The organism is Streptomyces sp. GL_148 (assembly GCF_057834205.1).
Map to the genome: position 1 here is coordinate 141753 of NZ_CM174396.1, position 23345 is coordinate 165097.

General features: G+C 72.1%; 19 protein-coding genes. 11 read left to right on the plus strand and 8 right to left on the minus strand.

Annotated elements, in window-relative coordinates:
• Positions 1 to 19 precede the first annotated feature (19 nt).
• Positions 20 to 781 carry an SDR family NAD(P)-dependent oxidoreductase gene (locus AC3IYI_RS00695; RefSeq protein WP_489408324.1) on the minus strand — a complete coding sequence of 254 codons (762 nt, stop codon included), beginning with the start codon at positions 779 to 781 and terminating at the stop codon, positions 20 to 22.
• Between the two features lie 118 nt (positions 782 to 899).
• On the opposite strand from AC3IYI_RS00695, the gene AC3IYI_RS00700 reads away from it, so the two are divergent.
• Together AC3IYI_RS00700 and AC3IYI_RS00705 are read left to right on the plus strand one after the other, a co-directional pair.
• Complete coding sequence (locus AC3IYI_RS00700) at positions 900 to 1808, plus strand: LysR family transcriptional regulator (protein WP_489408325.1); 909 nt, start codon at positions 900 to 902, stop codon at positions 1806 to 1808.
• A 278-nt stretch (positions 1809 to 2086) separates the two neighbouring features.
• Complete coding sequence (locus AC3IYI_RS00705; RefSeq protein ID WP_489408326.1) at positions 2087 to 3607, plus strand: cellulase family glycosylhydrolase; 1521 nt, start codon at positions 2087 to 2089, stop codon at positions 3605 to 3607.
• Between the two features lie 77 nt (positions 3608 to 3684).
• On the opposite strand, the gene AC3IYI_RS00710 is transcribed toward AC3IYI_RS00705, so the two are convergent.
• Positions 3685 to 5133 (minus strand): purine-cytosine permease family protein, encoded by a 1449-nt coding sequence (locus AC3IYI_RS00710; protein WP_489408327.1) that lies wholly within the window; start codon positions 5131 to 5133, stop codon positions 3685 to 3687.
• Positions 5134 to 5337: 204 nt separating this feature from the next.
• On the opposite strand from AC3IYI_RS00710, the gene AC3IYI_RS00715 reads away from it, so the two are divergent.
• The 5 genes from AC3IYI_RS00715 (at position 5338) to AC3IYI_RS00735 (ending at position 12153) form a co-directional block, all read left to right on the plus strand.
• Positions 5338 to 6075 (plus strand): TetR-like C-terminal domain-containing protein, encoded by a 738-nt coding sequence (locus AC3IYI_RS00715; protein ID WP_489408328.1) that lies wholly within the window; start codon positions 5338 to 5340, stop codon positions 6073 to 6075.
• A gap of 71 nt (positions 6076 to 6146) precedes the next feature.
• Positions 6147 to 7280, plus strand: coding sequence for a DUF7847 domain-containing protein (locus tag AC3IYI_RS00720; RefSeq protein ID WP_489408329.1), 1134 nt, complete (start codon positions 6147 to 6149; stop codon positions 7278 to 7280).
• A 41-nt stretch (positions 7281 to 7321) separates the two neighbouring features.
• Complete coding sequence (locus AC3IYI_RS00725; protein WP_489408330.1) at positions 7322 to 7645, plus strand: putative quinol monooxygenase; 324 nt, start codon at positions 7322 to 7324, stop codon at positions 7643 to 7645.
• Between the two features lie 690 nt (positions 7646 to 8335).
• The gene (locus AC3IYI_RS00730; RefSeq protein ID WP_489408331.1) at positions 8336 to 8854 is read left to right on the plus strand and encodes a cytochrome P450; all 519 of its coding nucleotides are present in this window, start codon (positions 8336 to 8338) and stop codon (positions 8852 to 8854) included.
• Positions 8806 to 12153, plus strand: a complete 3348-nt coding sequence (locus tag AC3IYI_RS00735) for a S8 family peptidase (RefSeq protein WP_489408332.1) — start codon at positions 8806 to 8808, stop codon at positions 12151 to 12153. Before AC3IYI_RS00730 ends, AC3IYI_RS00735 begins: the two co-directional genes overlap by 49 nt.
• A 163-nt stretch (positions 12154 to 12316) precedes the next feature.
• Here the strand turns inward: AC3IYI_RS00735 and AC3IYI_RS00740 are convergent, their stop codons facing one another.
• From AC3IYI_RS00740 to AC3IYI_RS00750, 3 genes are all read right to left on the minus strand, one after another.
• Positions 12317 to 12667 (minus strand): hypothetical protein, encoded by a 351-nt coding sequence (locus AC3IYI_RS00740; RefSeq protein ID WP_489408333.1) that lies wholly within the window; start codon positions 12665 to 12667, stop codon positions 12317 to 12319.
• A 150-nt stretch (positions 12668 to 12817) separates the two neighbouring features.
• Positions 12818 to 15349 carry a galactose oxidase family protein gene (locus AC3IYI_RS00745; protein ID WP_489408334.1) on the minus strand — a complete coding sequence of 844 codons (2532 nt, stop codon included), beginning with the start codon at positions 15347 to 15349 and terminating at the stop codon, positions 12818 to 12820.
• Between the two features lie 123 nt (positions 15350 to 15472).
• Entirely contained in the window at positions 15473 to 16135 is a 663-nt protein-coding gene (locus AC3IYI_RS00750) for an MBL fold metallo-hydrolase (protein WP_489408335.1), read from the minus strand.
• Between the two features lie 150 nt (positions 16136 to 16285).
• Here AC3IYI_RS00750 and AC3IYI_RS00755 point away from each other — a divergent pair, with 150 nt between their 5' ends.
• The 4 genes from AC3IYI_RS00755 to AC3IYI_RS00770 all read left to right on the plus strand — a co-directional run bounded on the left by AC3IYI_RS00755 (position 16286) and on the right by AC3IYI_RS00770 (position 19824).
• A complete protein-coding gene (locus AC3IYI_RS00755; RefSeq protein WP_489411833.1) occupies positions 16286 to 17194 on the plus strand; it encodes a GlxA family transcriptional regulator in 909 nt (302 codons plus the stop codon).
• Positions 17195 to 17242: 48 nt separating this feature from the next.
• Positions 17243 to 17731, plus strand: a complete 489-nt coding sequence (locus tag AC3IYI_RS00760) for an isochorismatase family protein (RefSeq protein ID WP_489408336.1) — start codon at positions 17243 to 17245, stop codon at positions 17729 to 17731.
• A 55-nt stretch (positions 17732 to 17786) separates the two neighbouring features.
• Positions 17787 to 18386 carry an RNA 2',3'-cyclic phosphodiesterase gene (gene thpR / locus AC3IYI_RS00765; RefSeq protein WP_489411834.1) on the plus strand — a complete coding sequence of 200 codons (600 nt, stop codon included), beginning with the start codon at positions 17787 to 17789 and terminating at the stop codon, positions 18384 to 18386.
• 94 nt (positions 18387 to 18480) lie between these two features.
• Positions 18481 to 19824, plus strand: coding sequence for an MFS transporter (locus tag AC3IYI_RS00770; protein ID WP_489408337.1), 1344 nt, complete (start codon positions 18481 to 18483; stop codon positions 19822 to 19824).
• Between the two features lie 20 nt (positions 19825 to 19844).
• Here the strand turns inward: AC3IYI_RS00770 and AC3IYI_RS00775 are convergent, their stop codons facing one another.
• The 3 genes from AC3IYI_RS00775 to AC3IYI_RS00785 form a co-directional block, all read right to left on the minus strand.
• On the minus strand, positions 19845 to 20198 hold the full coding sequence (locus AC3IYI_RS00775) for a VOC family protein (RefSeq protein ID WP_243333115.1): 354 nt from the start codon (positions 20196 to 20198) through the stop codon (positions 19845 to 19847).
• Positions 20199 to 20520: 322 nt separating this feature from the next.
• Positions 20521 to 21969: an argininosuccinate synthase gene (gene argG, locus AC3IYI_RS00780; RefSeq protein WP_327250668.1), complete on the minus strand. Its 1449-nt coding sequence runs from the start codon at positions 21967 to 21969 to the stop codon at positions 20521 to 20523.
• Positions 21970 to 22129: 160 nt separating this feature from the next.
• Positions 22130 to 23323, minus strand: coding sequence for a GDSL-type esterase/lipase family protein (locus AC3IYI_RS00785; RefSeq protein ID WP_489408338.1), 1194 nt, complete (start codon positions 23321 to 23323; stop codon positions 22130 to 22132).
• Positions 23324 to 23345 lie beyond the last annotated feature (22 nt).

A 23345-nucleotide genomic window follows, 5' to 3' on the forward strand; every position in this document is an offset into this window, starting at 1 on the left:
CTCGGGTGGGGCAGGGGCCTCAGATGCGGCGGCCCGTCACGTGGCCGCCGTCCACCCGCAGGGCGTGGCCGGTCACGAACCCGGCGCCCGCCAGGTACAGCACGGCATCGGAGATCTCGGCGACCTCGCCGACGCGGTCCTGCAGGGCGAGACCGCCGTAGGAGTCCACGTCGGCGCCCGCGTGCAGGGGGGTGCGGATGATGCCCGGCGCGACGAGGTTGACGCTGATCCCGTCGGCGGCCAGCTCGGCCGCGAGGCTCGTCGTCAGCGCGTGCACACCGCCCTTGCTGACCACGGGCGCCGAGGCCGGAAAGCCGGCCAGCGCGTGGTCCACCAGCACGGTGCCGATGTTGACGATGCTGCCGCCCTGCCCCTGGGCACGCAGGGCCCGTACGACCGCCTGCGTGGTGAGGTAGGTGCCCTTGAGGTTCCCCGTCAGATAGCCGTCGAGCTCATCCTCCGTCACCTCGGTGAAGGGCTTCGGCTCGAAGGTGCCGGCGTTGTTGACCAGGACGTCGATCCGCCCGAAGCGCTCCAGCGCCGTACGGACGAGCGCTTCGCCGGTCTCCCGGGCGGCGGTGCCGCCCGCGACGGACGCGGTGCGTTCCGGATGCCCGAGGCCGGCGGCGGCCTTGGCGAGACGGTCGGGGTCGCGGCCGTTGAGGACGACGTTCGCGCCGGCCGCCAGGAAGGCGCGGGCGATGTCGAGGCCCATGCCGCTGGAGGAGCCGGTGACGATGGCCGTGGTGGTGGAGCTGGTGCTGGTGCTGGTGACGCTCATGGAAGGTGTCCCTTTCGTGGGCGGCGGCCGGGGAGCCCCGGTGGCCGACACCAGAAACCTAGGAGCCCTCGACCCATAACACCACGACGAAATATGGAGCATGTGATAATCCAGCGTTATGGATGTGGACTTGCGTGACCTGGAACTCCTGGAGGCCACGGCCGAGGCCGGCTCGCTGACGGCCGCCGCCGAGCGGCTCTACGTCAGCCAGCCCGCGCTGAGCCAGCGGCTCACCCGGCTGGAAGCCCGTCTCGGGATGCCGCTCTTCGACCGCAAGGGCCGCCGGCTGATCCCCAACGCCGCCGGCCGCCGGCTCCTGGTCGCCGCCCGCCACGTCCTCGGCGAACTCGAATCGGCCTCGCGCGACCTGCGGGAGCTCCGCGACGGGCGGGACCGGCGCGTGCGGTTCGCCGCGCAGTGCAGCACCACCTTCCCGTGGCTGCCGCCGGTCCTGCGCTCCTTCCGGGCGCGCGAGCCGGACATCGAGGTCCGGATCGAGACCGTCGCCGACGACGCGCCGATCCCGGCCCTGCTCGCCGACCTGGTCGACGTGGCCCTGGTGACCAAACCCGACTTGCAGATGGACCGGGTGTCCCTGACCAGGCTGTTCGAGGACGAGATGGTGGCGGTGGTGCCCGCCGGGCACCCGTGGGCCTCCCGCGCGCACGTGACTGCCCGCGATTTCGACGGCACTGACCTGGTCCTCTACGACTTCTACGACCAGAAGCGCATCCCGTCGATGCCACTGCCGATCCCGGCCGGGGCGCGGCCCGCCCGCATCACCACCATGCCGGTGGTGACCGACCTGGTGATCGAGATGGTGGCGGGCGGCCAGGGGCTGGCGGTCCTGCCCAACTGGGTGGCCTCCCCCTACGCGGCCTCGCACGATCTGGCCCTGGTCCGCATGGGTGCGAAGCCGCTGACCCGTACGTGGTTCGTCGCCACCCGAACCGGCTCTCGCCCGCCCCACCTGGAGGCGTTCGTCGAGGAACTCGTCGCCCGTCTCGAAGCGCCCCGCGTGGGCTGAGGCTCCGGCTCGGCATGGGGGATGGTTCTCCTCTCGGTCTGGTGATGAAGGCGTGCAGGGGATGGGCACAAGCTCTGAACCAGCGGGAGCGCTCCCACTGTGCAGACGCGACTCCACGCCGTCAAGGTCCGTGAAGAGTCGAAGCCGTTCCCAGGGGAATTTCACCAACTCCTCTTTTGCTTGGCGTCAGTTGCAGCTACGGTCTGGCCCAACCAGTGGGAGCGATTCCGTCAGTCGGCGCGCCGTCAGAAGCGCGCCCTCGCTGCAAGGACTCCCTCATGCGACACCCCCCACGTACGTCCGCGCTGCTCACAACGGCAGCACTCGCGATGGCGAGTTGTGCGCTCGCCGTCATGGGTCCGGCCGCAGGAGCCGCGGCCTCACCCTCCTGCACGGTGACGTACTCGGTCACCGGCCAATGGGCCGGCGGATTCCAGGGTTCGGTCACCGTCACCAACAACAGCTCCGCATTGAACGGCTGGAGCCTCGGCTTCGGCTTCGCGGCCGGGCAGAACCTCAGTCAGGGCTGGGGCGCCAAGTGGTCCCAGACCGGGTCGGCCGTCACCGCCGAGAACGAGACCTGGAACGCCACGCTCGGCACCGGCGGGAGCGTGACGACCGGCTTCATCGCCTCGTGGTCGGGCGCCAATACGGCGCCCAGCGCGTTCACGCTGGGCGGAGCCGCCTGCACCACCGACTCCGGGCCCGGACCCACTCCGACGCCCACACCCACCACCCCCACGCCCACGGGCCCGACACCCACACCCACACCCACCGACCCGACCTCCGGGGCGCCCGAACTGAGCGTCACCGGCAACCGCCTCACCGACCTGAACGGTGCCACCCGCCGCCTCCTCGGCGTCAACCGCTCCGGGGCCGAGTACATGTGCGTCCAGGGCCACGGCATCTTCGACGGTCCCGTCGACGACGCCTCGGTGCGCGCCATCGCCGACTGGAAGGCCAACACGGTCCGCATCCCCCTCAACGAGGAGTGCTGGCTCGGCCTCGACAACATCAAGCCCGAGTACCGGGGCGCGAACTACGTCAACGCCGTCAAGGGCCTGGTCGACCGGGTCCTCTCGCACGGCATGACCCCGGTCGTCGAACTGCACTGGACGTACGGCCAGTACACCGGCAACTCCTCCGGATGCGCCGACGTCCACGCCTCCTGCCAGAAGCCGATGCCGGACGCCCAGTACACCCCGGCGTTCTGGACCTCGGTGGCGAACACCTTCAAGAACGACCGGCGGGTCGTCTTCGACCTGTTCAACGAGCCCTATCCGGACCGGGCCACCTCCACCATCGCCCAGGCATGGACCTGCTGGCGCGACGGCGGTACCTGTCCGGGCATCGGCTACGAGGTCGCCGGCATGCAGGACCTGGTGGACGCCGTCCGCGCGACCGGCGCCCGCAATCTCCTCCTGGTCCCCGGCATCGCCTACTCCAACGACCTGAGCCAGTGGCTCACCCACTCCCCCGCCGACCCGACGGGCAATGTGGCCGCGGCCTGGCACGTCTACAACTTCAACACCTGTGCCAGTGAGGAGTGTTGGGAATCCAGCCTCGCCCCGGTCGCCGCCCGGGTCCCCCTCGTGGCGGGCGAGATCGGCGAGAACACCTGCGCACACGGGTTCATCGACCGCGTCATGCAGTGGTTCGACGATCGGTCCCTCTCGTACCTCGGCTGGACCTGGAACACCTGGAACTGCAACTCCGGTCCTGCCCTGATCACCTCGTACGACGGCACCCCCACCCCATTCGGCACCGGGCTGCGAAACCACCTCCGCGCCCTGAACTGAACGGCATTCCACGAAATGAGCCGCACAGCACTCGGCCCGGTGGGCTGCACGCCCCGTCCCAGAGGGTGCGTACCCGGTCAGGCCTGCGGCGCGCCGCCCCGGCCTCGTAGGGAGCGGTGCATCAGGAGCGCGTAGAGGGACGCCGACACGGCGATGCCGACCGGCAGGGAGAGGTCCACGCCGTCCAGGGCCCGGGCGACGGGGCCGGTGTACAGGGTGTCCACGCAGAGGGCGGCCGCCGCGATGCCCGCCGTCAGGGCCAGCGCTCCCGCCCAGTTGACGCCCCCGGTGTACCAGAAGGGGCTGCCGGGGCTCTCGTCGGTGAGCGCGGGGCCGTCGTAGCGGCAGCGGCGCAGCAGGATGTCGGTCGCGTAGACGGCCGTGCTGGGGCCCAGGACGACGACGGTCAGCTGGAGGAGGTTGCCGACCGTGTCGAGGAAGTTGGAGACGAGGAGCGCGTACAGGGTCACCACGACCCCGAGCGCTCCGTCGACGAGGACGCCGACGGAGCGGCGGACGCGAACGCCGGCGGCCTGGAGGGCGAGGCCGGAGCTGTAGGCGGTCATGGCGTTGTTGGCGATCGTGCCGAGCACGATCGCCAACAGGAACACGGGCGAGAACCAGGAGGGCAGGATGCTCTCCAGCCCGGCCTGCGGTTCGGCCATGTCCACGACGGTCGCGGCGAGGGCGCCCAGCGAGGTGAGGAGGACGCCGGGCAGGAATCCGCCGAGCGCGGTCCAGCCCGCGACGGCCCTCGGGGAGGCCGTTCGCGGCAGGTAGCGGGAGAAGTCCGCGCTGTTGGTGTAGGAGAGCGGGCCCGAGGCGATGAGCGTGAGACCGGCCGCGAGGGTGGCCCACAGGGCGTCGCCGGTCAGTGGTTCGGCGGGCTGTCGGCCCAGGTCGGCGCGGGTGCACACGGCGACGGCGACGACGGCGAAGGTGACCGTGAGGGCGATCGCGATCGGGGGGTAGAGCTTCACCATGGTGGCGTGTCCGTAGACGCCGATGGCCAGGGTGAGGGCGGCGATGACCACCACGACGGCGGTCTTGACCGCGCCGTTCGTGTCGATGCCCGCCTTCTCCACGAGGACGAAGGCGGCGACCGCGGCGGCGGCCAGGTTGAGGGCGATGTAGCAGATGCAGAGCAGCCAGCCGTTGACGGCGATGTTCACCCGGTTGCCGCGGACCCCGTACATCGCCCGCGCGATCACCTCGCTCGGCGTGCCGGAGGCCGGTCCCGAGACGGCGAGCAGGCCGATCGGCGCCCAGAACAGGCTGCCCAGCACGATGACCGCGATGGCCTGACCCAGGCTCAGGCCCATGAGGATCAGGGCGCCGCCGACCACCATGCTCAGGTAGTTCACGTTCGCCGCCGCCCAGACGGGGAACAGCTCGCGGGGGCGGCCGTGGCGCTCCCGGTCGGGAACGTGGTCGATGCCGTGGGCCTCGACCCGGCCGGGCCGGTCCGCATCGGTGTCCGTGCCCGTACCCGTACCCCTGCCCCTACCCGTACCCGTGGATCCCATGGAGCCCTCCGTCTGCGGTCGTACCCGCCTGCGTGTCGTGGCGGAGGCGTTCGCGTCGCTCTCGCCCGATCTTCACGCACCCGGAGGGGAGTCGCGTACGACGACATCAGCGCACTGGGGCGCCGCTACCGGCCGGGGTCCTCGGTCCGCGCCCCTACGGAGGCCGCACGCACGGCAGTTGCCGACCACCGGTACGGTTTCGGCATGGACGATTACGCAACGAATTCGACATCCGGCGACGCGATCCTGTCAGAGTTGATCAAGAAGACCGCGCGTCTGCACCTGGTGGAGCTGGGCGGCGCAGGGGTGTCCCTGGACGCCGTCGCGCGCGACTGCGGTCGTGCCGTCGCCGAGGTGCGGGCCCTCTTCCCGCACCGGGACGACCTGCTGACAGCGCTGGTCATCGATGCCTACCACGCGTCCGGCGCCGCGATGGAGCAGGCCGACGAGGCCGCCACTGCCGTCCACGCGTCGGCGGGTGCGCGGCTGCTCGCGGTCACGCGCGCGCTGCGCCGGTGGTCCTTCGAGCACCCCGCCGAGTTCACGCTGATCTACGGCTCGCCCGTACCCGGCTATCACGCCCCCGAGGACACCGTCCTGCCCGCCTCGCGCACGCCCGGCGTCCTCGCCGGCATCGTGGGCGCGGCCCTGGCGGGCGGCGAACTCACCCCGCCGCGGCGCACGGTGCCCGGGCCGCCGCTGCTGCTGCCGGCCGCCGTGGAGGCTTTCGGCGGCCTGCCGCCGGCTCCGTTCTCGGACGTCATCGAGCGCGGGATCGTGCTGTGGAGCAGCCTGGTCGGACTCCTGGTGTTCCAGGTCTTCAGCCGTACCCACGACAGCGTCCGGGACGAGGCCGCCTTCTTCGACTACGCCATCGCCGTGGCGGCCGAGACCATCGGACTCGTGGTCCCCCTGGACGAGGCGGGCGGGGACACTCGCTGAGGACCGGGGGTCCTTGACAGGGGGCCTTTACCGGCGGGTTACCGTGTCCCTTCATTCGAGGGGGAACAGCGATGTCGCACCACACTGGGTGGACTCACCACCCGGGTCAGCCCGTACCGCCGCAGTGGGGCGGCGGCTGGATGCCACCGCCGGCCCCGCAGCCGGGCGTCATACCCCTGCGCCCGCTCGGTACGGGCGATGTGATCAACGGGGCCTTCGGGACCTTCCGGCGGTACTGGAAGCCCCTGATCGGCGTCATGGCCGTGGTCCAGGGCATCGGCATCCTGCTCGTGGCCGCCACGCTCGCGATCTCCTTCGTGGCCCTGCACGACCGGTTCTCCGCCGTCTTCGATCTTCCTCCGGGACAAGACCCCGAGGGCTCGGACGTGGCGGCCCTCTTCCTGTCCTTCGTACCGGCGGGCGTGGTCCTGCTCGTGGTGATGACGGTGGGCGCCGCGATGTTCAGTGCCCTGTGCCCCGCGTTGATCCAGAAGGCGGTGCTCGGCCGCCCCGCGACCTTCGGCGCGATGTGGCGCCGCAGCTGGTCACGGCTGCCGTCGGTGCTCGGCGCCGTACTGCTCACCGCGCTGATCGCGGGCGGGCCGGCGCTCCTGCTGTACGCGATCTGCATCCCGCTGATCATCATGTCCACGGACCTGGACGGCTCCGGCCCGCCGGCCGCCTTCGGCCTGCTCCTCCTGGGCTCCCTCCTGTGCGTGCCCTTCTCGATCTGGCTCGTGACCCGGTTCAGCCTGGCGCCCGCCGCGGCGGTGTGCGAAGGACTCGGCCCCGTCGCGGCCCTGCGGCGCTCCTCGCAGCTGGTCCGCGACGGCTGGTGGAGGGTGTTCGGGGTTTCGCTGCTCGGGCACCTCGTGGCGATGGCCATCGGGTACGCCATCCAGATGCCGTTCGGCTTCGTCGGCATGTTCGCGATCTTCCCGATCCTGCCGGGGCTGGACGATCCCTCGCCTGACTCCAGCACGCTGATCTTCGGGTTCCTCGTCTACGGGGCCACCATGATGCTCGGCGGTGTCATCAGCTCGCTGTTCCAGTTCAGCTTTCCGCAACTGGTCATCGCCCTGATCTACGTCGACCAGCGGATGCGCAAGGAGGACCTGGCGGCAACGCTCACCGCCGTCGCCTTCCCCGCACCGGCGCCGGGGGCGGAGACGGGGGCGGCGGCTCCCTCTCCCGAGCAGACCTGAGGGCACCGTGGGCCGGGCGGGCCCGCGCCTACAATGCTCGAATGATCTTCATTGTGGTCAAATTCCCCGTCAAGTCCGAGTACGTCGACCAGTGGCCCGAGCTGGTCGCGGAGTTCACGCAGGCCACCCGCGCCGAGCCGGGCAACCTGTGGTTCGAGTGGTCCCGCAGCCTGGAAGAGCCGGACACGTACCTACTGGTGGAGGCGTTCCAGGACGACGCCGCGGAGGCGCACGTCACCTCGCGGCACTTCCGCGCGGCCCTGGAGACCATGCGCCCCCTGGTCACCCGGACGCCGGAGATCGTCAGCACCACCATCGAGGGTGCGACCGGCTGGAGCCGGATGGGCGAGCTCCAGGTCGACTGACACCCCCTTCCCGCCCGTTCCCTCCCGGTCTCGTCTGCCATGGAGCGGCCCGGGAGGGGTGCGTGCGCAACACGTTCAACAGCGGCACCCCCTCCGCGCCGTTGCCCCCGGCCCCTGGAAGCGGTTGATGGCCCGGAGGACGGCTGCACCCCGACGTCAGCGGGACGCCTGGTCAGCCGTACCCGGTTCAGTCTTTGGGGCGATCCCCTGATAGCCCATCGGCCGTAACGCTTCTTCCTACACGCCCCTGAGCTGCGGCGATGATGCCCAACCCGGCGTTCAGCACATCCGTTCCCCTACGCCTCCGCGTCCGCCGTGATCTTGACCCGCCCTAGGTCGTGCCGCTCCCCCGAGATCCCTCCTGAGAGACGGGCGTGACTTCCCTCTTGCCTTGTCCAGAAGACCAGTTGACACCTCCGGCCATCCGGTCCGCCCCGCCCGCGGCGGTTCTGGAGGGCATCGCCGGATACGTTCCGGCCCGGGTGGTCGCCAACGCCGGACTCCCCTCGGCCTGGGGCATCGACGACGCCTGGGTGCACCGCCGCACCGGGATCCGCGAGCGGCGCCGGGCCGACCCCGGAGTGTCGACCGGCGAGCTCGCCCTCGAAGCCGGGCGCCGTGCCCTGGCCGTGGCGGGCGGCGCTCCGGTGGACACCGTGCTCGTGGCTACCTCCACCCCCGGACCGGCCCATGCCTGCCATGGCCCCGCAGCTGGCGACCCGGCTGGGTCTGGGCGGTGCGGCCTCGTGGGACGTGAACGCCGCCTGCAGCGGCTTCCTGTACGGGCTCGCCAGCGCCGCCGGCGCCCTGTTGTCGGGCTGCGCGGACCGGGTCCTGCTCGTTGCGGCCGATCTGTACTTCGGCCACGGTCCGCACCAGTGTCTGGGCCACACCCTGGCGCGCGTCGAGCTCCAGATCATGCTGGAGACCGTCCTGCGCAAGCTGCCCGGCCTGCGGCTGGCCGTTCCCAGAGGAGCGGCTCGTGGTCCAACGGGACACCATCGTCTACGGGTTGCGGGAGCGCCCCGTCACCTGGTGACGCCTCATCCGGCCAAGTATTCGGCCGCTCCTGGATCTTCCGGGCCCACGGAGAACCGTGCGGACCCGCGTCGCGTGGTAGCCGACACGATCGGCATGCACACGAACACGGGGGAACACGGGTGGGATTCGCAAGGAAGGTCAGGACGGCGGCGCTCGCCGCTGCGGTGACCGGGACACTGATCGCGGGAACGGTGTCGGCCGGGGCCCAGCCGGCGCAGGACGGCACGGGGGCTGCGGCAACGGGCAGGCCGAAGGCGGACGCTAAGCCGTCGGCGACGGTGACCCTGATCACCGGCGACCGGGTCGTCGTCAAGGGCGACGGCAGCGTCGAGCGGCTCGTCCGGGGCGCGGGCCGTGAGGGGACGGCCTTCTCGGTGCGTCGCGAGGGCGCGCACACGTACGTCGTCCCGCAGGACGCGCTGCGCCTGGTCGCCGACGCGGTCCTGGACCGGCGGCTGTTCGACGTGGCCCAGCTGGTCAAGGACGGGTACGACGACGCGCACCGCAGCGCACTGCCCCTGATCGCCGGCTACTGGCGGGACGCCTCCGGCGCCGGGACCTTCGGTGCCTCGGGCGACACGCTCGCCCGGGTCGCGCGCGACCGCCGGCCGCTGCCCGCGGTGGCCGGCGAGGCGTTCAGCGCGCCGAAGGCCGACGCGGCGGCCCTGTGGGCGGCGGTCACCGGCCGGGCGAACGCCCGCGTGGCGGGCGCCGCTCCGGTGCCGCCCGTCGCCCACCTGTGGCTGGACGCCAAGGTGAGCGCCAGCCTGGACAAGAGCGTGGCTCAGATAGGCGCGCCCGCCATGCACCAGGCGGGCTACACCGGCAAGGGTGTCAAGGTGGCCGTCCTGGACACGGGGGTCGACGAGACCCACCCCGACCTCAAGGGCGTCGAGACGGCACAGCGGAACTTCAGCAGCTCGCCCGATGCCGCGGACCGGTACGGGCACGGCACGCACGTGGCCTCGACCATCGCCGGAACGGGCACGCGATCGGGCGGCCTGTACAAGGGTGTGGCGCCCGGCGTGCAGCTCCTGGACGCCAAGGTCCTGGGCGACGACGGCTTCGGCGACACCTCCGGCATCGTCAGCGGCATGCAGTGGGCCGTGGACCAGGGTGCGACGGTGGTCAACATGAGCCTGGGCTCCCCCGACGAGCCCGGCGTCGACCCGATGGAGGAAGCGGTCGCCCAGCTCTCTGGCAAGGCGTTGTTCGTGGTGGCCGCGGGGAACGAGGGCCCCGGGGCCCGCACGCTGCGCACGCCCGGCACCGCCCGCGCGGCGCTCACGGTCGGCGCGGTGGACAGGCAGGACCAGCTCGCGGAGTTCTCCAGCCGCGGCCCGAGCGCCGACGGAGTAGCCAAACCGGACATCACCGCCCCGGGCGTCGAGATCACCGCTGCCAGCACCACGCAGAGCCCGGAGCCCGGGCCCGCCGACGGCTACGTCAGCATGTCGGGCACGTCCATGGCCACCCCGCACGTCGCCGGCGCCGCGGCTCTGGTCCGCCAGCAGCACCCGGACTGGAGTCCGGCCCGGATCAAGGCCCTGCTGACCGGCTCGGCGAAGCCCAACCCGGCGCTCAACGCCTACCAGCAGGGCGCGGGCCGCACCGACCTGGCACGGGCCGTCAAGGCCGTCGTCACCTCCGAGCCCGGTTCCCTCGCCTTCGGGACCCGCTCCTGGCCGCACGCCGACGACAAGCCGGTCACCAAGTCCCTCACCTACCGCAACCACGGCACCCAGCCCGTCACGCTCAAGCTGAGCACCTCCGGCACCGACCAGTCCGGCCGCCCGGCCCCGGCCGGAATGTTCACCGTCAAGGACGCCCAGCTGGCCGTCCCCGCCGGGGGCACCGCGAAGACCACCGTCACCGCCGACACCCGCAAGGGCGGTGTCGACGGCGCCTTCGGCGGCACCGTGCTGGCCTCCGGGGGCGGGCAGGCAGTGCGCACCGGCCTCGTGGTCGAGCGTGAGGTGGAGTCCTATGACGTCACCCTGAAGCACCTGGACGTCAACGGTGCGAACCCGTCGACGTACTACACCACGGTGACGAAGCTCGGTGGGGGCATGGAGGGCCGCTTCGAGGTCCCGTACGACCCGAGCGGCACCGTCGTCCAGCGGCTGCCCAAGGGCGACTACCTGCTGGAGGGCGTCGTCTGGGGCCCGGACTCCACCCTGGGCTTCTTCGTCCAGCCGGTGCTGAAGCTCACCGGGAAGACCACGGTCACCTTCGACTCGCGCAAGGCCAAGCCGTTCGCCGTCACCCCGCCGGATCCGTCGGCGAAGCTGGTGAGCGCGTACGCCGGGTTCTACGACGAGGCCGCGGGCGTGGGTGACATGTGGGCCACCGATGGCACGACGCGGATCCTCACCCAGCACTTGGGCCCGGACGCGCCCACCCTGCGGGCGCAGTACAACGGCCTGTGGAAGACGCCGGGGGCGGCGGGCAAGAACGTCGACTACCGGCTGGCCTTCAACCGCAAGGGCACCTGGTTCAACGGGCTCGACCGCAAGCTCACCCGGGCGGACGTCGCCGAGGTGAAGCTCGGCCTCGGCGCGTCGGTCACCGGCGCCAAGGGCCTGATCCACGCGACGCCGACCGGCGAAGACGGCTACACCTCCGGCATCTCGGACCCGTCCGAGCAGACCCTGCCGCTGGCGAGCACGCAGTACGTCAGCGCCGCCGGGGTGCGCTGGAGCTGGGTCGCCTCGCAGGTCGACGCCCGGGGCGAGGCGCGCATGATCTACACGCGGAACGAGGCGTCCTACCAGCCTGGCAAGCGCTACACGCTGAACTTCAACACCGCGGTGGTCGGACCGGACGTGGAGGCCGGGGAGGAACAGGGCGCGTGGCGGACCGGCGACTACCTGGACGCCAACGTCGGGCTGTTCAACGACGCCGGCGGTCACGAGGGTTCGTCCGTCACCACCGGGGGCTTCACCCGGCTGGAGTCCGGCGGCCGGGTCCTCGCGGAGACCGAGCCCTACGGCTGGATCAGCGCCGAGGTCCCGGCCGGCTCCGCGGTGTACCGCCTGACCAAGGAGGCGACCCGGTCCGCCAAGGACACCGCCACCAGCACGAAGGTGCGGGCGAGCTGGACGTTCACCTCTGCCCGCCCGGGCACGGACCAGCGGGTGGCGCTGCCCCTGTCCACGGTGCGGCTCACGCCGAAGCTGAGCCTGAGCGGGACGGCGCCGGCCGGCGGGGCGCTGAAGGTGCCGCTGGTGCTGGGCGGGGCGGCCGCCGGGGAAGGGCAGGTCGCCGCGCTGACGGTGCGGGTCTCCTACAACGGGGGCAAGACCTGGAGCCTCCTCGCGGTGGCGAAGGACCCGGAGGGCGCACGGTCGGTGACCGTGAAGCACCCGGCGTCGGCCAAGGCCGTGACGTTCCGGGTGGACCTCAGGGACAAGGCCGGCAACACGGTGCGGGAGACGATCACGAACGCCTACCTCCTCGCGCCCTGAGCCGACCGTACGACGCTCCGGCCCGGCCCGGCCCCGCACCGCGCGGGTGCCGGGCCGGACCCGTGCCGGGGCGTGGTGTGACCCGGCGGTGTGCCTGCCGCTTCGATCGCTCCGGCCCTGGGCGCACGCCGGCCCGGCAGTGCGGCGTGACGCCTGAGCACGGTCAGCACCGGCGGTGCCACCACGCCGACTCCGCCTCCGCCATCGGCTCGTGATGCGTTCGCCCGAGAAGCACCGCGTCCAGGCGCTCGGTCTGTACCCGGAGTTCGGCCGCGGCCCTGGGCGGCAGCATGAACAGAGCCTCTTGCAGCTTGTCCCGGGCCCAGCCTTCGCCGCAGCACGGGCAGGTGAACTCGGCCTCCCACGGCCTCCACCGGCGCTTGGTGCCGTGCACGCGCACGGACCACACGCTCAGTGCCACGGCCACGACGCCCGGGGACAGCCGCTCCCGTTCGAGCACGCGGACGGCGGCATTCGCCCCTCCCGACAGGCCCGGGACATCGCGGTACCGCACGGAGGGGCTCCCCCGACCGCGTTCCCGCGGGCGAAGCGAAGCCGGTGATCTACGCGGCACGGCCCCTTCGAATGCACGTCATGGACGGCATCCTCCCACAGTCCGACCTGGGCCTGCCGTGCCTCCCGGGGGGGGCCATGGGGCCCTGGATCAGTGGCTGATGGTGAGGAACCGGGCCGTGCTCGGCACTCCCTGGGCGTCGAAGGCGAAGAGCATGTAGGTGCCCGGCAGGACCACGCCCGGGTCGGTGGGTATGGACACCGTGTAGGTGCCGGTTCCCGTGGCCGTTGAGGCGAGGGGGACGCGGCGTTGGTCGTTGTCCGTGGAGTGGGTCGCGGCCGCGGCCCGCATCAGGACGAAGGATGCGGCCGGGGTGGAGGTGGAGAGCGTGAGGGAGGTGCCGGGGGCCGTCCTCGAGGGGACGTCACCCGTGATCTCGGGGCGCGGTTTCGGCGATCCGTCCGGGTTGAGGAGGTACGGCGGTGTGAAGACCGCCCCGTCGGCGTGGTTGGTGGCGCAGTCGCCGCAGAGGCCTCCGCCGCCGGAGAAGACCCGCCCGTCCGGCAACAGGTTGGCCACGCTGTGGTAGTTGCGCGGGACGGCCATGGTGGCGAGCGGGGTGAAGGCGCCGGTCGAGGGGTCCCACAGTTCGGGGGTCAGGACCGAGGTCGCGTCGCTGAAGGGGACCGGGTAGCTCTGTCCGCCGAAGACGATCACCTTGCCGTCGGGCAGGACCACGCTGTTGGCGAAGGCCCTGGCGTACTCCATGTCTCCGCTACGGGCGGTCTCGACCTGGCTGCCCGTGATGCTCACGGTGTAGGCGCGGCGGGTGGCGGGGGTGTTCTGGTAGGCGGGCGAGCCGCCCAGGGTGAGGAGTTTGCCGATGTCGTAGGCGACGGCGTTGCCCGTCATGGCGTCGGCGCTGTCGGAGCGGGTTCCGGCGGGGGTGATGCTGCCCGCGCCGGTGGTCGTGATCCAGTTCATCTGCTTGCTCGGGCCCAGTTGCAGCACCTTGCCGCCCGAAGTGGCGTGCAGCCACATGTGGTTGTCGGCGCGGTACGGTCCGGTCGGGTCGGCGGTGGAGGCCTGGAGCGCGGGGATGCCCGGGAGGCCGCGCCAGGTGCCGGTGGCCGGTGACCAGGCCTCGCCGGCCTTGTCTCCCGCGGGTCCGCTCCAGGAGCCGCCCAGGACGAAGGCCTCGCCGGTGGAGAGCAGGGTCATGGACTGGTAGCCGCGGGGGATGTTCATGTTTCCGGCGGCGGACCAGTCGTCGGTGGCGGGGTCGTAGATGCTGGCCTTCTGCGCGTTGCTGCCCCCGGTGACCAGCACGCGGCCGTCGGCCAGCATGGCTATGCCCGGGCAGAACATGTCGTGCCCGGTGTTGTCGATGCGGCGCTGGGTGACCTTGTCCGTCTTCAGGTCGAGGATCGCGGTCTGGGTGTAGCCGTTGCTGCCGCCGAAGCGGTCCACCGCGTACGCGGACCAGGCCAGCAGCTTGTCCCCCGGCAGGACGGCGGTGGCCACGGGGACCAGGGGGAAGCCGGTGATCCGGCCCCAGGACCCGTGGACGGCGGGGCTCGCCGGCCCGCTCAGGCGGATCTCGGCGGCGGAGGTCCACGGGCCGCGGGCGCCGGCCTCGGTGGTCACGGTCAGCCGGACGAAACGGGCGTTCGCGCTGCGGGTGAAGGTGGCGGTCTTGACGGTGTCGTCGTCGCGCCACGTGCCCGCGGCCACCGGTGTGCCGAAGGCGGTGCCGTCGGTGCTGGTGGTGACGGTGTACGCGCCCGCCCGGCCGTTGGGACCGTTCGTGCGGGGGTGGTAGACGAGTGCGGAGACGGCGGCCGTGCGGTGCATGTCGATGGTGATGCTGTGCGGGAGGGGGGCCGCAGTGCCCGACCACCTGCTGTGCCAGAGGGTGCCGGTGTCGCCGTCGAGGACGTTGGCGGCGCGGCCGTTCTCGCGGACCGTCTCCTCGTCGCTCGCCGCGGCGGTCCATCCGGTCCGCGCCAGGTCCACGGTGGCCTCCGGGGTGCCGGGGTCGCCCAGCAGGTTGATCTCGGCGGCGGAGGTCCACGGGCCGCGGCCGCCTGCCTCGGTGAGCGCCGTCAGCCGTACGAACCGGGCCCCCTGCGGGGCGAACCCGAGCGTCTTGGCACTGCCGTCGTCCGCGAGGGTGCCGCTTGCGACCGGGGCCGGCCAGTTCGCTCCGTCCGCGCTGACGCTGAGGGTGTACTCGCCGACGCGTCCGTTGGCCCCGTTGGTGCGGGGGGTGTAGACGAGCGCCGAGACGACCGCCGTACGGTGCATGTCGATGGTGATGCTGTGCGGCAAGGGGGCTGCGGTGCCCGACCACTTGCTGTGCCAGAGGGTGCCGGTGTCACCGTCGAGCACGTTGGCGGCGCGGCCGTTCTCGCCGGCCGTCTCCTCGTCGCTCGCCGCGGCCGTCCATCCGGTCCGGTCGAGGACGGGGGCCGTCGGCTCCATGGCGGTCGCCGGCGCGATGCCGTGGTGCGGCGACTGCTGCGCCGCCTGCTCCTCGAAGGGCGCGGGGGCGGGTGCGGGGCTCGCGACCCCGAGCCACGGCGTGAAGCCGATCAGCAGCGCGCCGAGACCGAAGGCTATGAGCAGCAGCCTGGACCGGCGCAGCACGCGGGGTGGGGCGAGGAAGCGCCTGGACTGCAATCTGACCTCCTGGGGCGAACCGGTATGCCCCATGGAAGATAGGTCAGCATGGCATCAACTCTCCCAAATCAGAGGAGAGTTGACGCAAACCGCATCCACCGACGCGATCCGGCGGAGACGGGCCTAGAGCGGCACGGTGCCACTGGCCGCGAAGGGGCCTCCGTGGCCGGGCACGATCACGTCCGCCGCGGCGAGCACCCGCAGCCGGGAGGCGCGCAGCACCTCGCGGTCCGGGGCGACCGGGTCGTCGGCGGGGCCCTCGGCGTGCCACCACAGGTCGCCGGCGAAGGCCACCACGCCCGAGTCCGTTCCGGCCAGCAGGGTGATGTCCTCGTGGCTGTGCCCCGGGGTACGGATCAGGCGCAGGGAGGGGGTGAGTTCGTAGCCCTCCGCGTCCCGGTTCGTCCACTGGTCGCCCTGGTACTCCACCTTGTGGTCGTGCACCCGGGCCCGGCCGAACAGGCCCACGTTCATGGTGTTGTCCGGGTGGTGGTGGCTGAGCACCACGTCGGTGATGTCGTCGGGACCCAGCCCCAGTTCCGCGAGCGGGCCGAGGATGTCCGCGTGGCTCGCCACCATGCCCGGGTCGAAGATGAAGCGCCGGCCGGCGTCGGATACGTAGGAGACGGTGGCGGCGACCCCGGGGCCGGTGGAGCCGACGTAGCCGGTGGTCAGGACCTTGTAGACGGCGCTGCGGCCGAGGGGTGCGTCGGTGCGGAGGTCCTGTGCGGTGACCGTGTTGTTCTTCGTCTCGTTCTTCGTCGTGTTCTTCGTCGTGTTCGTCATGGCTGTAATCCTTCCGCGGCGACGGGGAGCGTACGAGTGGCACACCTGCCAGTGATCGCAGGATTCGTGCCACGATGCGCGCCACGGTGGCAGACTGCCCCCGTGCCCCCTTTCGCGACCGTCGCCGCGTACGTCCCGCCCGGTGTCGGCATGCTCGCCGTCGGGATCGTCACCGAGGTCTTCGGCCCGCACGGGCAGGGGCTGCCCGGCTTCGACTTCGCCCTGTGCGCCGAGCGGCCCGGGCCGGTCCCCACCGACATCGGCGTGCCGCTCGCGATCGAGCACGGCCTCGACCGGCTGGCCGCCGCCGATCTGGTGATCGCCCTGCCGGGGGCCGGTTTCCGTACACCGCCCGGTCCGGCGGTACTCGACGCGCTGGTCTGCGCGCACGGGGGCGGCGCCCTGCTCGCGGCCCACTGCGTCGGCACCTTCGCGCTCGCCGAGGCCGGGCTGCTCGACGGGCTGCGGGCCACCACGCACTGGCGGTTCGCCGAGCTGCTGGCCGACCGCCATCCGGACGTGGCCGTCGAACCGGACGCCCTTTACATCGACGAAGGCAGGATCGTCACGGGTGCGGGAGCCGCCGCCGGCTTCGATCTGTGCCTGCACCTGCTGAGGCGGGAGCACGGGGCCGCGATGGCCAACGCCGTCGCCCGGGACATGGTGCTGCCCTCGCACCGCGACGGCGGGCAGGCCCAGTACGTCGCGGCGCCCGTCCCCGAGGACTGCCGGGACGAGCGGCTCATGGAGGTGCTCGCCTGGGCCCGCGAGCACCTCCACGAGCCGCTCCCCGTGACGGAGCTGGCCCGCCGGGCCGTGATGAGCAAGCGTTCCTTCGCCCGCCGCTTCACCGCCGCGACCGGCACCACCCCGCACGCCTGGCTGCGGAACCTGCGCCTGAGCAGCGCCGAGGAACTCCTGGAGAGCACGGATCTGCCCGTCGAGGAGATCGCCCGCCGGGTCGGCTACGGCAGCGCGGCGGTCCTGCGCGAACAGTTCGTGCGGCGCAGGGGGGTTCCGCCCCGCTCCTACCGCCGTTCCTTCACGAGCACGCCCTAGTGCGATGGCTCCGGCGCCGGGACGGCCCCCTGTCCTATGATCGTTCCCGTGACCTCCGCGCTGATCCTCATCGACCTGATGCCCCGCATCATCGACCTGCCGGTCGCCCCTCACTCCGGTGACGAGGTACTGGCCCGCTGCCTGCGGCTGGCCGAGGCGTTCAGGGCGGACGGACGCCCGGTGGTGCTCGTCCGAGTGGACCGGCCGGGGGTCGCGGAGCAGCCGCCGGGCAGCGGCTTCGCCGACGGGCTGGAGCGGCCGGGCGACGTCCTGATCGTCAAGCACACCGTCGGCGCCTTCCACGACACCGGGCTGGACGAGCGGCTCCGCGGGCTGGGCGTGGACACGCTGGTGCTCGCCGGACTGGTCACCACGATGGGGGTCGAGTCCACGGCGCGGGCCGCGAGCGACCACGGCTACGAGCTGGAGTTCGTCGCTGACGCCATGTCCGGTTTCGCCGCCGACGAGCACGAGTTCACCGTGGAGCGGATCTTTCCCCGGTTCGGCGACGTGCACAACACGGCGGACTACACCTGACCACGTCGAACGACCGGACCGCCCGAAGCACTGTACGAAGTCTCCTGTGAACGATGTGAACGAACAGACCCGGCCCGCGACCGTTCGCGTGTTCATCGCGCTCGCCCCGCCCGACGACGCGAAGGAGGAACTGGCGCGCGAGCTGGGCCCCGCCTACGCCGCGTACCCGCACATGCGGTGGAACCGCATCGAGGACTGGCACATCACCCTGGCGTTCCTCGGTGAGCTGCCGGTCGAGGCCGTCCCCCTCCTGCGGCCGCCGCTCGCGGAGCTCGCGGCGGCGCGCAGTCCCGTACGCCTGGCCCTGCGCGGGGGTGGGCACTTCGGCGAGCGGGTGCTCTGGAGCGGGATCGACGGGGACCTCGACGGGTTGCACCGGCTCGCCGCCGAGGTGCGCGCCGTGGTCAAGGACTGTGGCATCCCCTTCGAGGACCGGCCGCTGCGCCCCCATCTGACGCTGGCGCGGGCCCGCCGCAACGACGCCTCCTCGGCCGTGGAGGCCGCTGCCGGACTCACCGGGTTCGCGGGGCGCCGCTGGCGGACGGAGCGCTTGCACCTGGTCGGCAGCAACATCGGCCGTGGCCCCGGGCGGATCCACTACCGCGACATCGAGGCGTGGAACCTCGGCGGCGGAGATGCCCCGGGCGACGAGTAGCCGGCTCCGCTCGCGACCGCGAGAAAACCCCCTTGACCCAAAGCATCTTAGCGCTAAGCTACTTTCCAGCAATCTATTCGGGGGAGAGATCGACGTGGTCAAGGGCCTGCGCATGCGCGAGGAACGGGTGGCGGGCGAACGGTCGCTGCTCCTCGGAGTGGGAATCAGCGCGATCGGGATCGGGATGTACATCCCCTTCTCGCTCGTCTTCTTCCACCACGTCACCGGCCTCTCCTTCGCCGTCGTCGGCATCGTGCTGACGGCGACCGGCCTGGCCGGACTCGCGGTCATGCCGCTCGCCGGCTCGGCCGTCGACCGGTTCGGGGCCAGGAAGGTCAACCTGCTGCTCTACGCGGTCCGGGCACTCGGCTTCGCCCTCTATCCGTTCGCCGGGTCGCTCCCCGCCTTCGCCGCCGTCGCCCTGGTCACGGCCCTCGCCGACCGGTCCTTCCCCATCGTGCAGCAGTCGCTCATCGGGGAAGTGGCCCGGGGCGGCGCCCGCGACCGGCTCCAGGCCTCCATCCGGGCCCTGCAGAACGCGGGCATGGGCGCCGGCGCCCTGGCCGTCTCCGGGGTACTGGCCCTGTGGGGCACGGACGGGTTCACCTACACCGCCTGGGGCAACTCGCTCGCCTTCGCGCTCGCCGGACTGCTCGTCAGCCGCGTCAAGCCGCTACGGGACCACGCGAACGGCGAGCCCGGCACGGGCGGCGCACCCGGCTCGGCCAAGCGTCCGCCGGCGGGCTACCGGATGGTGCTCGCCGACCGGCCCTTCCTGGGCCTGACCGCCGCCAACTTCCTGACCGCGCTCGGATACGCGGCCCTGTCCGTCCTCTTCCCGCTCTACATCACCACGTGGCTGCACGGACCCGACTCCCTCACCGGTGCGGCCTTCACCGTCAACACCGCCCTCTGCGCGGGAATCGGCGTCCTGATCGCGAGCCGGGTCCGCCGTTCCGGAGCCCGCCGCACCCGCTCCGCGGCCCTCGGGGCGCTGCTCTTCGCCGCCGCCTTCGTCGGGCAGATCGTGCTCGGCACCGTCCGGCCCGGACAGACCGCGACGCTGGTCGCCCTGCTGGTCATCGTGGTGGTCTACACGGTCGGCGAGCTGGTCCACAGCCCCTCGGGCGGCGCCCTGTCGGTCTCGGCCGCACCCGAGGCCGTGCGCGGCCGCTACCTCGCCACGTACCAGCTGTCGTACTCCCTGGCCACCGCGCTGGCCCCGTCCCTCTTCACGGGACTGCTCGCCCTCGACGGCCGCCTGCCCTGGGCCTTCCTGACCGTCGCCGCGCTCGGCGCCGCACTCGCCCTGACCCGGCTGGAACGCCACCTCCCGGCGGAGGCCGTGTACGCGGCCCAGCCGACCCCGCCCGCGCCCGCGCCCGACGTGACCCCGGAAGCGGCCACCCGTGAGCCGGCCGCGACGGCCACCGCCTGAGGGGCCGCGTGAACGCGTGATCAGGCGGGCTGCCAGAGCTCGATCCGGTTGCCCTCGGGATCGGTGACCCAGCCGAACCGGCCGACGCCGGCCATGTCCTGGGTCTCCGGCGCCACGTCCGCCCCCTTGGCGCGCAACTGCGCGAGCATCGCGTCCAGGTCGCGGACCCGGAAGTTGAGCATGGTCTGCTGGGCGGGGGAACCGAAGTAGTCGGTCCCGGACTCGAACGGCGCGAACACCGTCGGTCCGGCTCCCTGACGCCACAGACCGTGCTCGTCCGAGTCCAGCCCCAGGCAGTCCCGGTACCACGCGCCCAGGGCCGCCGGATCCGCGGCCCTCATGAAATATCCACCGATTCCCAGCACCCGTTCCATGCCGCGATCCTGCCAGGACGGCGGCCTGTTCAGCGGGGGCGACGCATAAGATCTGCCGGTGCCAACTCACATCACGCTCACGGCTGCTGCGACAACCACCGCTCCCGCCCTCACCCTTCGTCCCTGGCGGGCGGCGGACGTTGCCGCACTCGTCGAGATCCACCGGGACCCCGTGCTGAGGTGCGCCGGGTCCGTAGCGGCGCGGTCGCGCCCTGCATGACCACGGCCTCCTGACCAGGAGGAACACCGCGGCAAGAAGAACGCCGCCCGCGGTCCCCACCGGGACCACGGGCGGCGCTTCACGTCCTGCCGCCGGCAGCGACTAGTCGGTGCCGAACTCCATCGCGGCGCGGTCCAGCAGTTCGTCGTCGCCGGAGACCTCGCCGCGGGAGGCGATGGCCTCGGCGCCGCCCTCGGGCATGGCGCCGATCAGGCCCGATCCCGGCGCCTCGACGGCGCCGATCAGGGCGGGGTGGGTCGTACCGACGATGCCGAGGCCGGCGTACTGCTCGAGCTTCGCGCGGGAGTCGGCGATGTCGAGGTTGCGCATGGTGAGCTGGCCGATGCGGTCCACCGGGCCGAACGCCGAGTCCTCGGTGCGCTCCATGGAGAGCTTGTCCGGGTGGTAGCTGAACGCGGGGCCCGTGGTGTTCAGGATCGAGTAGTCCTCGCCGCGCCGCAGTCGCAGCGTCACCTCGCCGGTGATCGCCGTACCCACCCAGCGCTGCAGCGACTCGCGGATCATCAGCGCCTGCGGGTCCAGCCAGCGGCCCTCGTACATGAGGCGGCCGAGGCGCCGGCCCTCGTTGTGGTACTGGGCGACGGTGTCCTCGTTGTGGATCGCGTTCACGAGGCGCTCGTACGCGGCGTGCAGCAGGGCCAGGCCCGGAGCCTCGTAGATGCCGCGGCTCTTCGCCTCGATGATGCGGTTCTCGATCTGGTCCGACATGCCCAGGCCGTGGCGGCCGCCGATGGCGTTCGCCTCCATGACCAGGTCGACGGCGGAGGCGAACTCCTTGCCGTTGATCGTGACCGGGCGGCCCTGCTCGAAGCCGATGGCCACGTCCTCCGTGGCGATCTCGACCGAGGGGTCCCAGAAACGGACGCCCATGATCGGGTCCACGGTCTCGACACCGGTGTCGAGGTGCTCCAGGGTCTTCGCCTCGTGGGTGGCACCCCAGATGTTGGCGTCGGTGGAGTAGGCCTTCTCGGTGCTGTCGCGGTAGGGCAGCTCGTGGGCGAGCAGCCACTCCGACATCTCCTTGCGGCCACCGAGCTCGGTGACGAAGTCGGCGTCGAGCCACGGCTTGTAGATGCGCAGGTGCGGGTTGGCGAGCAGGCCGTAGCGGTAGAACCGCTCGATGTCATTACCCTTGAAGGTCGACCCGTCGCCCCAGATCTGCACGTCGTCTTCCAGCATCGCGCGGACCAGCAGCGTGCCGGTCACGGCGCGGCCGAGCGGCGTCGTGTTGAAGTAGGCGCGGCCGCCGGAGCGGATGTGGAACGCACCGCAGGCGAGAGCCGCCAGGCCCTCCTCCACGAGCGCCGCACGGCAGTCGACGAGGCGCGCGATCTCGGCGCCGTACGCGGTGGCCCGCGTGGGCACCGACGCGATGTCGGGCTCGTCGTACTGGCCGATGTCGGCGGTGTAGGTGCAGGGGACGGCACCCTTGTCGCGCATCCAGGCGACGGCGACGGAGGTGTCGAGGCCGCCGGAGAAGGCGATACCGACGCGCTCGCCGGTGGGCAGGGAGGTGAGAACCTTTGACATGGGATGAGTATGCGCGATGATGCATGTTCATGCAAAATGGCGGGCCGGTGAAGCTTCCGGGCACCGGACGGGCGTGCCGTCATTGTGGCGCGCCGCCGGGTCGGCGGCGAGTCCGGCGGGGCACCCGAGGGGGCTGCCCCGCCGGACGCGGCGGGCGGTTTCAGCCGGTCGTGGGGGCGGAGGCTGGCCCGGCGGCGAAGGGGCCCCCGGCGGCGAAGGCGTGGCGGGCGAAGTTCCCGGCGATCCGTACGTGGCCCGCGGAGTCGGGGTGCAGGTCGTCCGGCAGCGGCAGCTCCGCGTGGTCCGTGGCGCCGTAGAGGTCGCGGCCGTCGAGGTAGTGCAGGTGCGGGTCCTCGGCCGCCCGCTGCGCGACGACCTCGGCCAGGGCGTCCCGGATGACGCCCAGTGTCAGTCGCCCGGCGGCCCGTTCGGCCGGGTCGCCCAGCGCCTTGAACCGCAGGGTCCCGGTACTGAAATCGGTGGCGAGGGGCCCGGGGGTGTCTTCCTGGATCGGGCACAGGAGGGGCGAAACGACCAGGAGGGGCGTGGCCGGATGGCCCTCGCGGAGGGTGTCGAGGAAGCCGTGGACCGCGGGGGCGAAGGCGCGCAGCCGCATCACGTCCAGGTTGACGATGTTGATGCCGATCTTGACGCTGATCAGGTCGGCAGGAGTGTCGCGCATCGCGCGCGCGGTGAAGGGGTCCAGCAGGGCGCTGCCGGAGAACCCCATGTTGACCAGGTCCACCTCCCCCTGCGCCGCGGCCAGGGCCGGCCAGGTGCCGGTCGGACGCTCGGCGTCCGAGCCGTGGCTGATGGAGCTGCCGTGGTGCAGCCACACCCTGCGCCCGCTCTCCGGCGCCGGTGTGACGGGGGCGTCGGTGCGCAGGGCGATCAGCTCGGTGATCTCGGTGTGCGGGAGCCAGATCTCGACGTCCTTGTCGCGCCCGGACAGACCCGCGAAGCGGGCGGTGCCGGGCGGGCCTTCTTCGAGTTCGACGGCCTGGGTGGCCAGGTCGAGGGTGCGGACCCTGCCTCCGGGCACGGTGGCCCGGGCCGTGAGCACGCCGTCGATCACGAGGTCGTAAGCGCCGTCCGGCGAGGCCGGGAAGCCGCGGTAGGCCCTCTTGGTGGCCAGGGCGTCCAGTTCGATGACGGTGGCCCGGGTACGGAAGACCAGGCGGACGCCGGACGGGCGGACTTCGGCGGTGGCCAGCTGGTCGTCGGGGATCTGCAGGCGGGCCCGGGCGGGCAGCCGGTGGGGCAGCAGACCGTGCGCGGTGCGTTCCACGTCGAGGGCGCCGCGCAGGAGCTCCTCGGTGACGGGCGTGGTGATCCAGTCGTGGTCGGTGGTCATCGCCTCAGCCTCGTGATGGTCG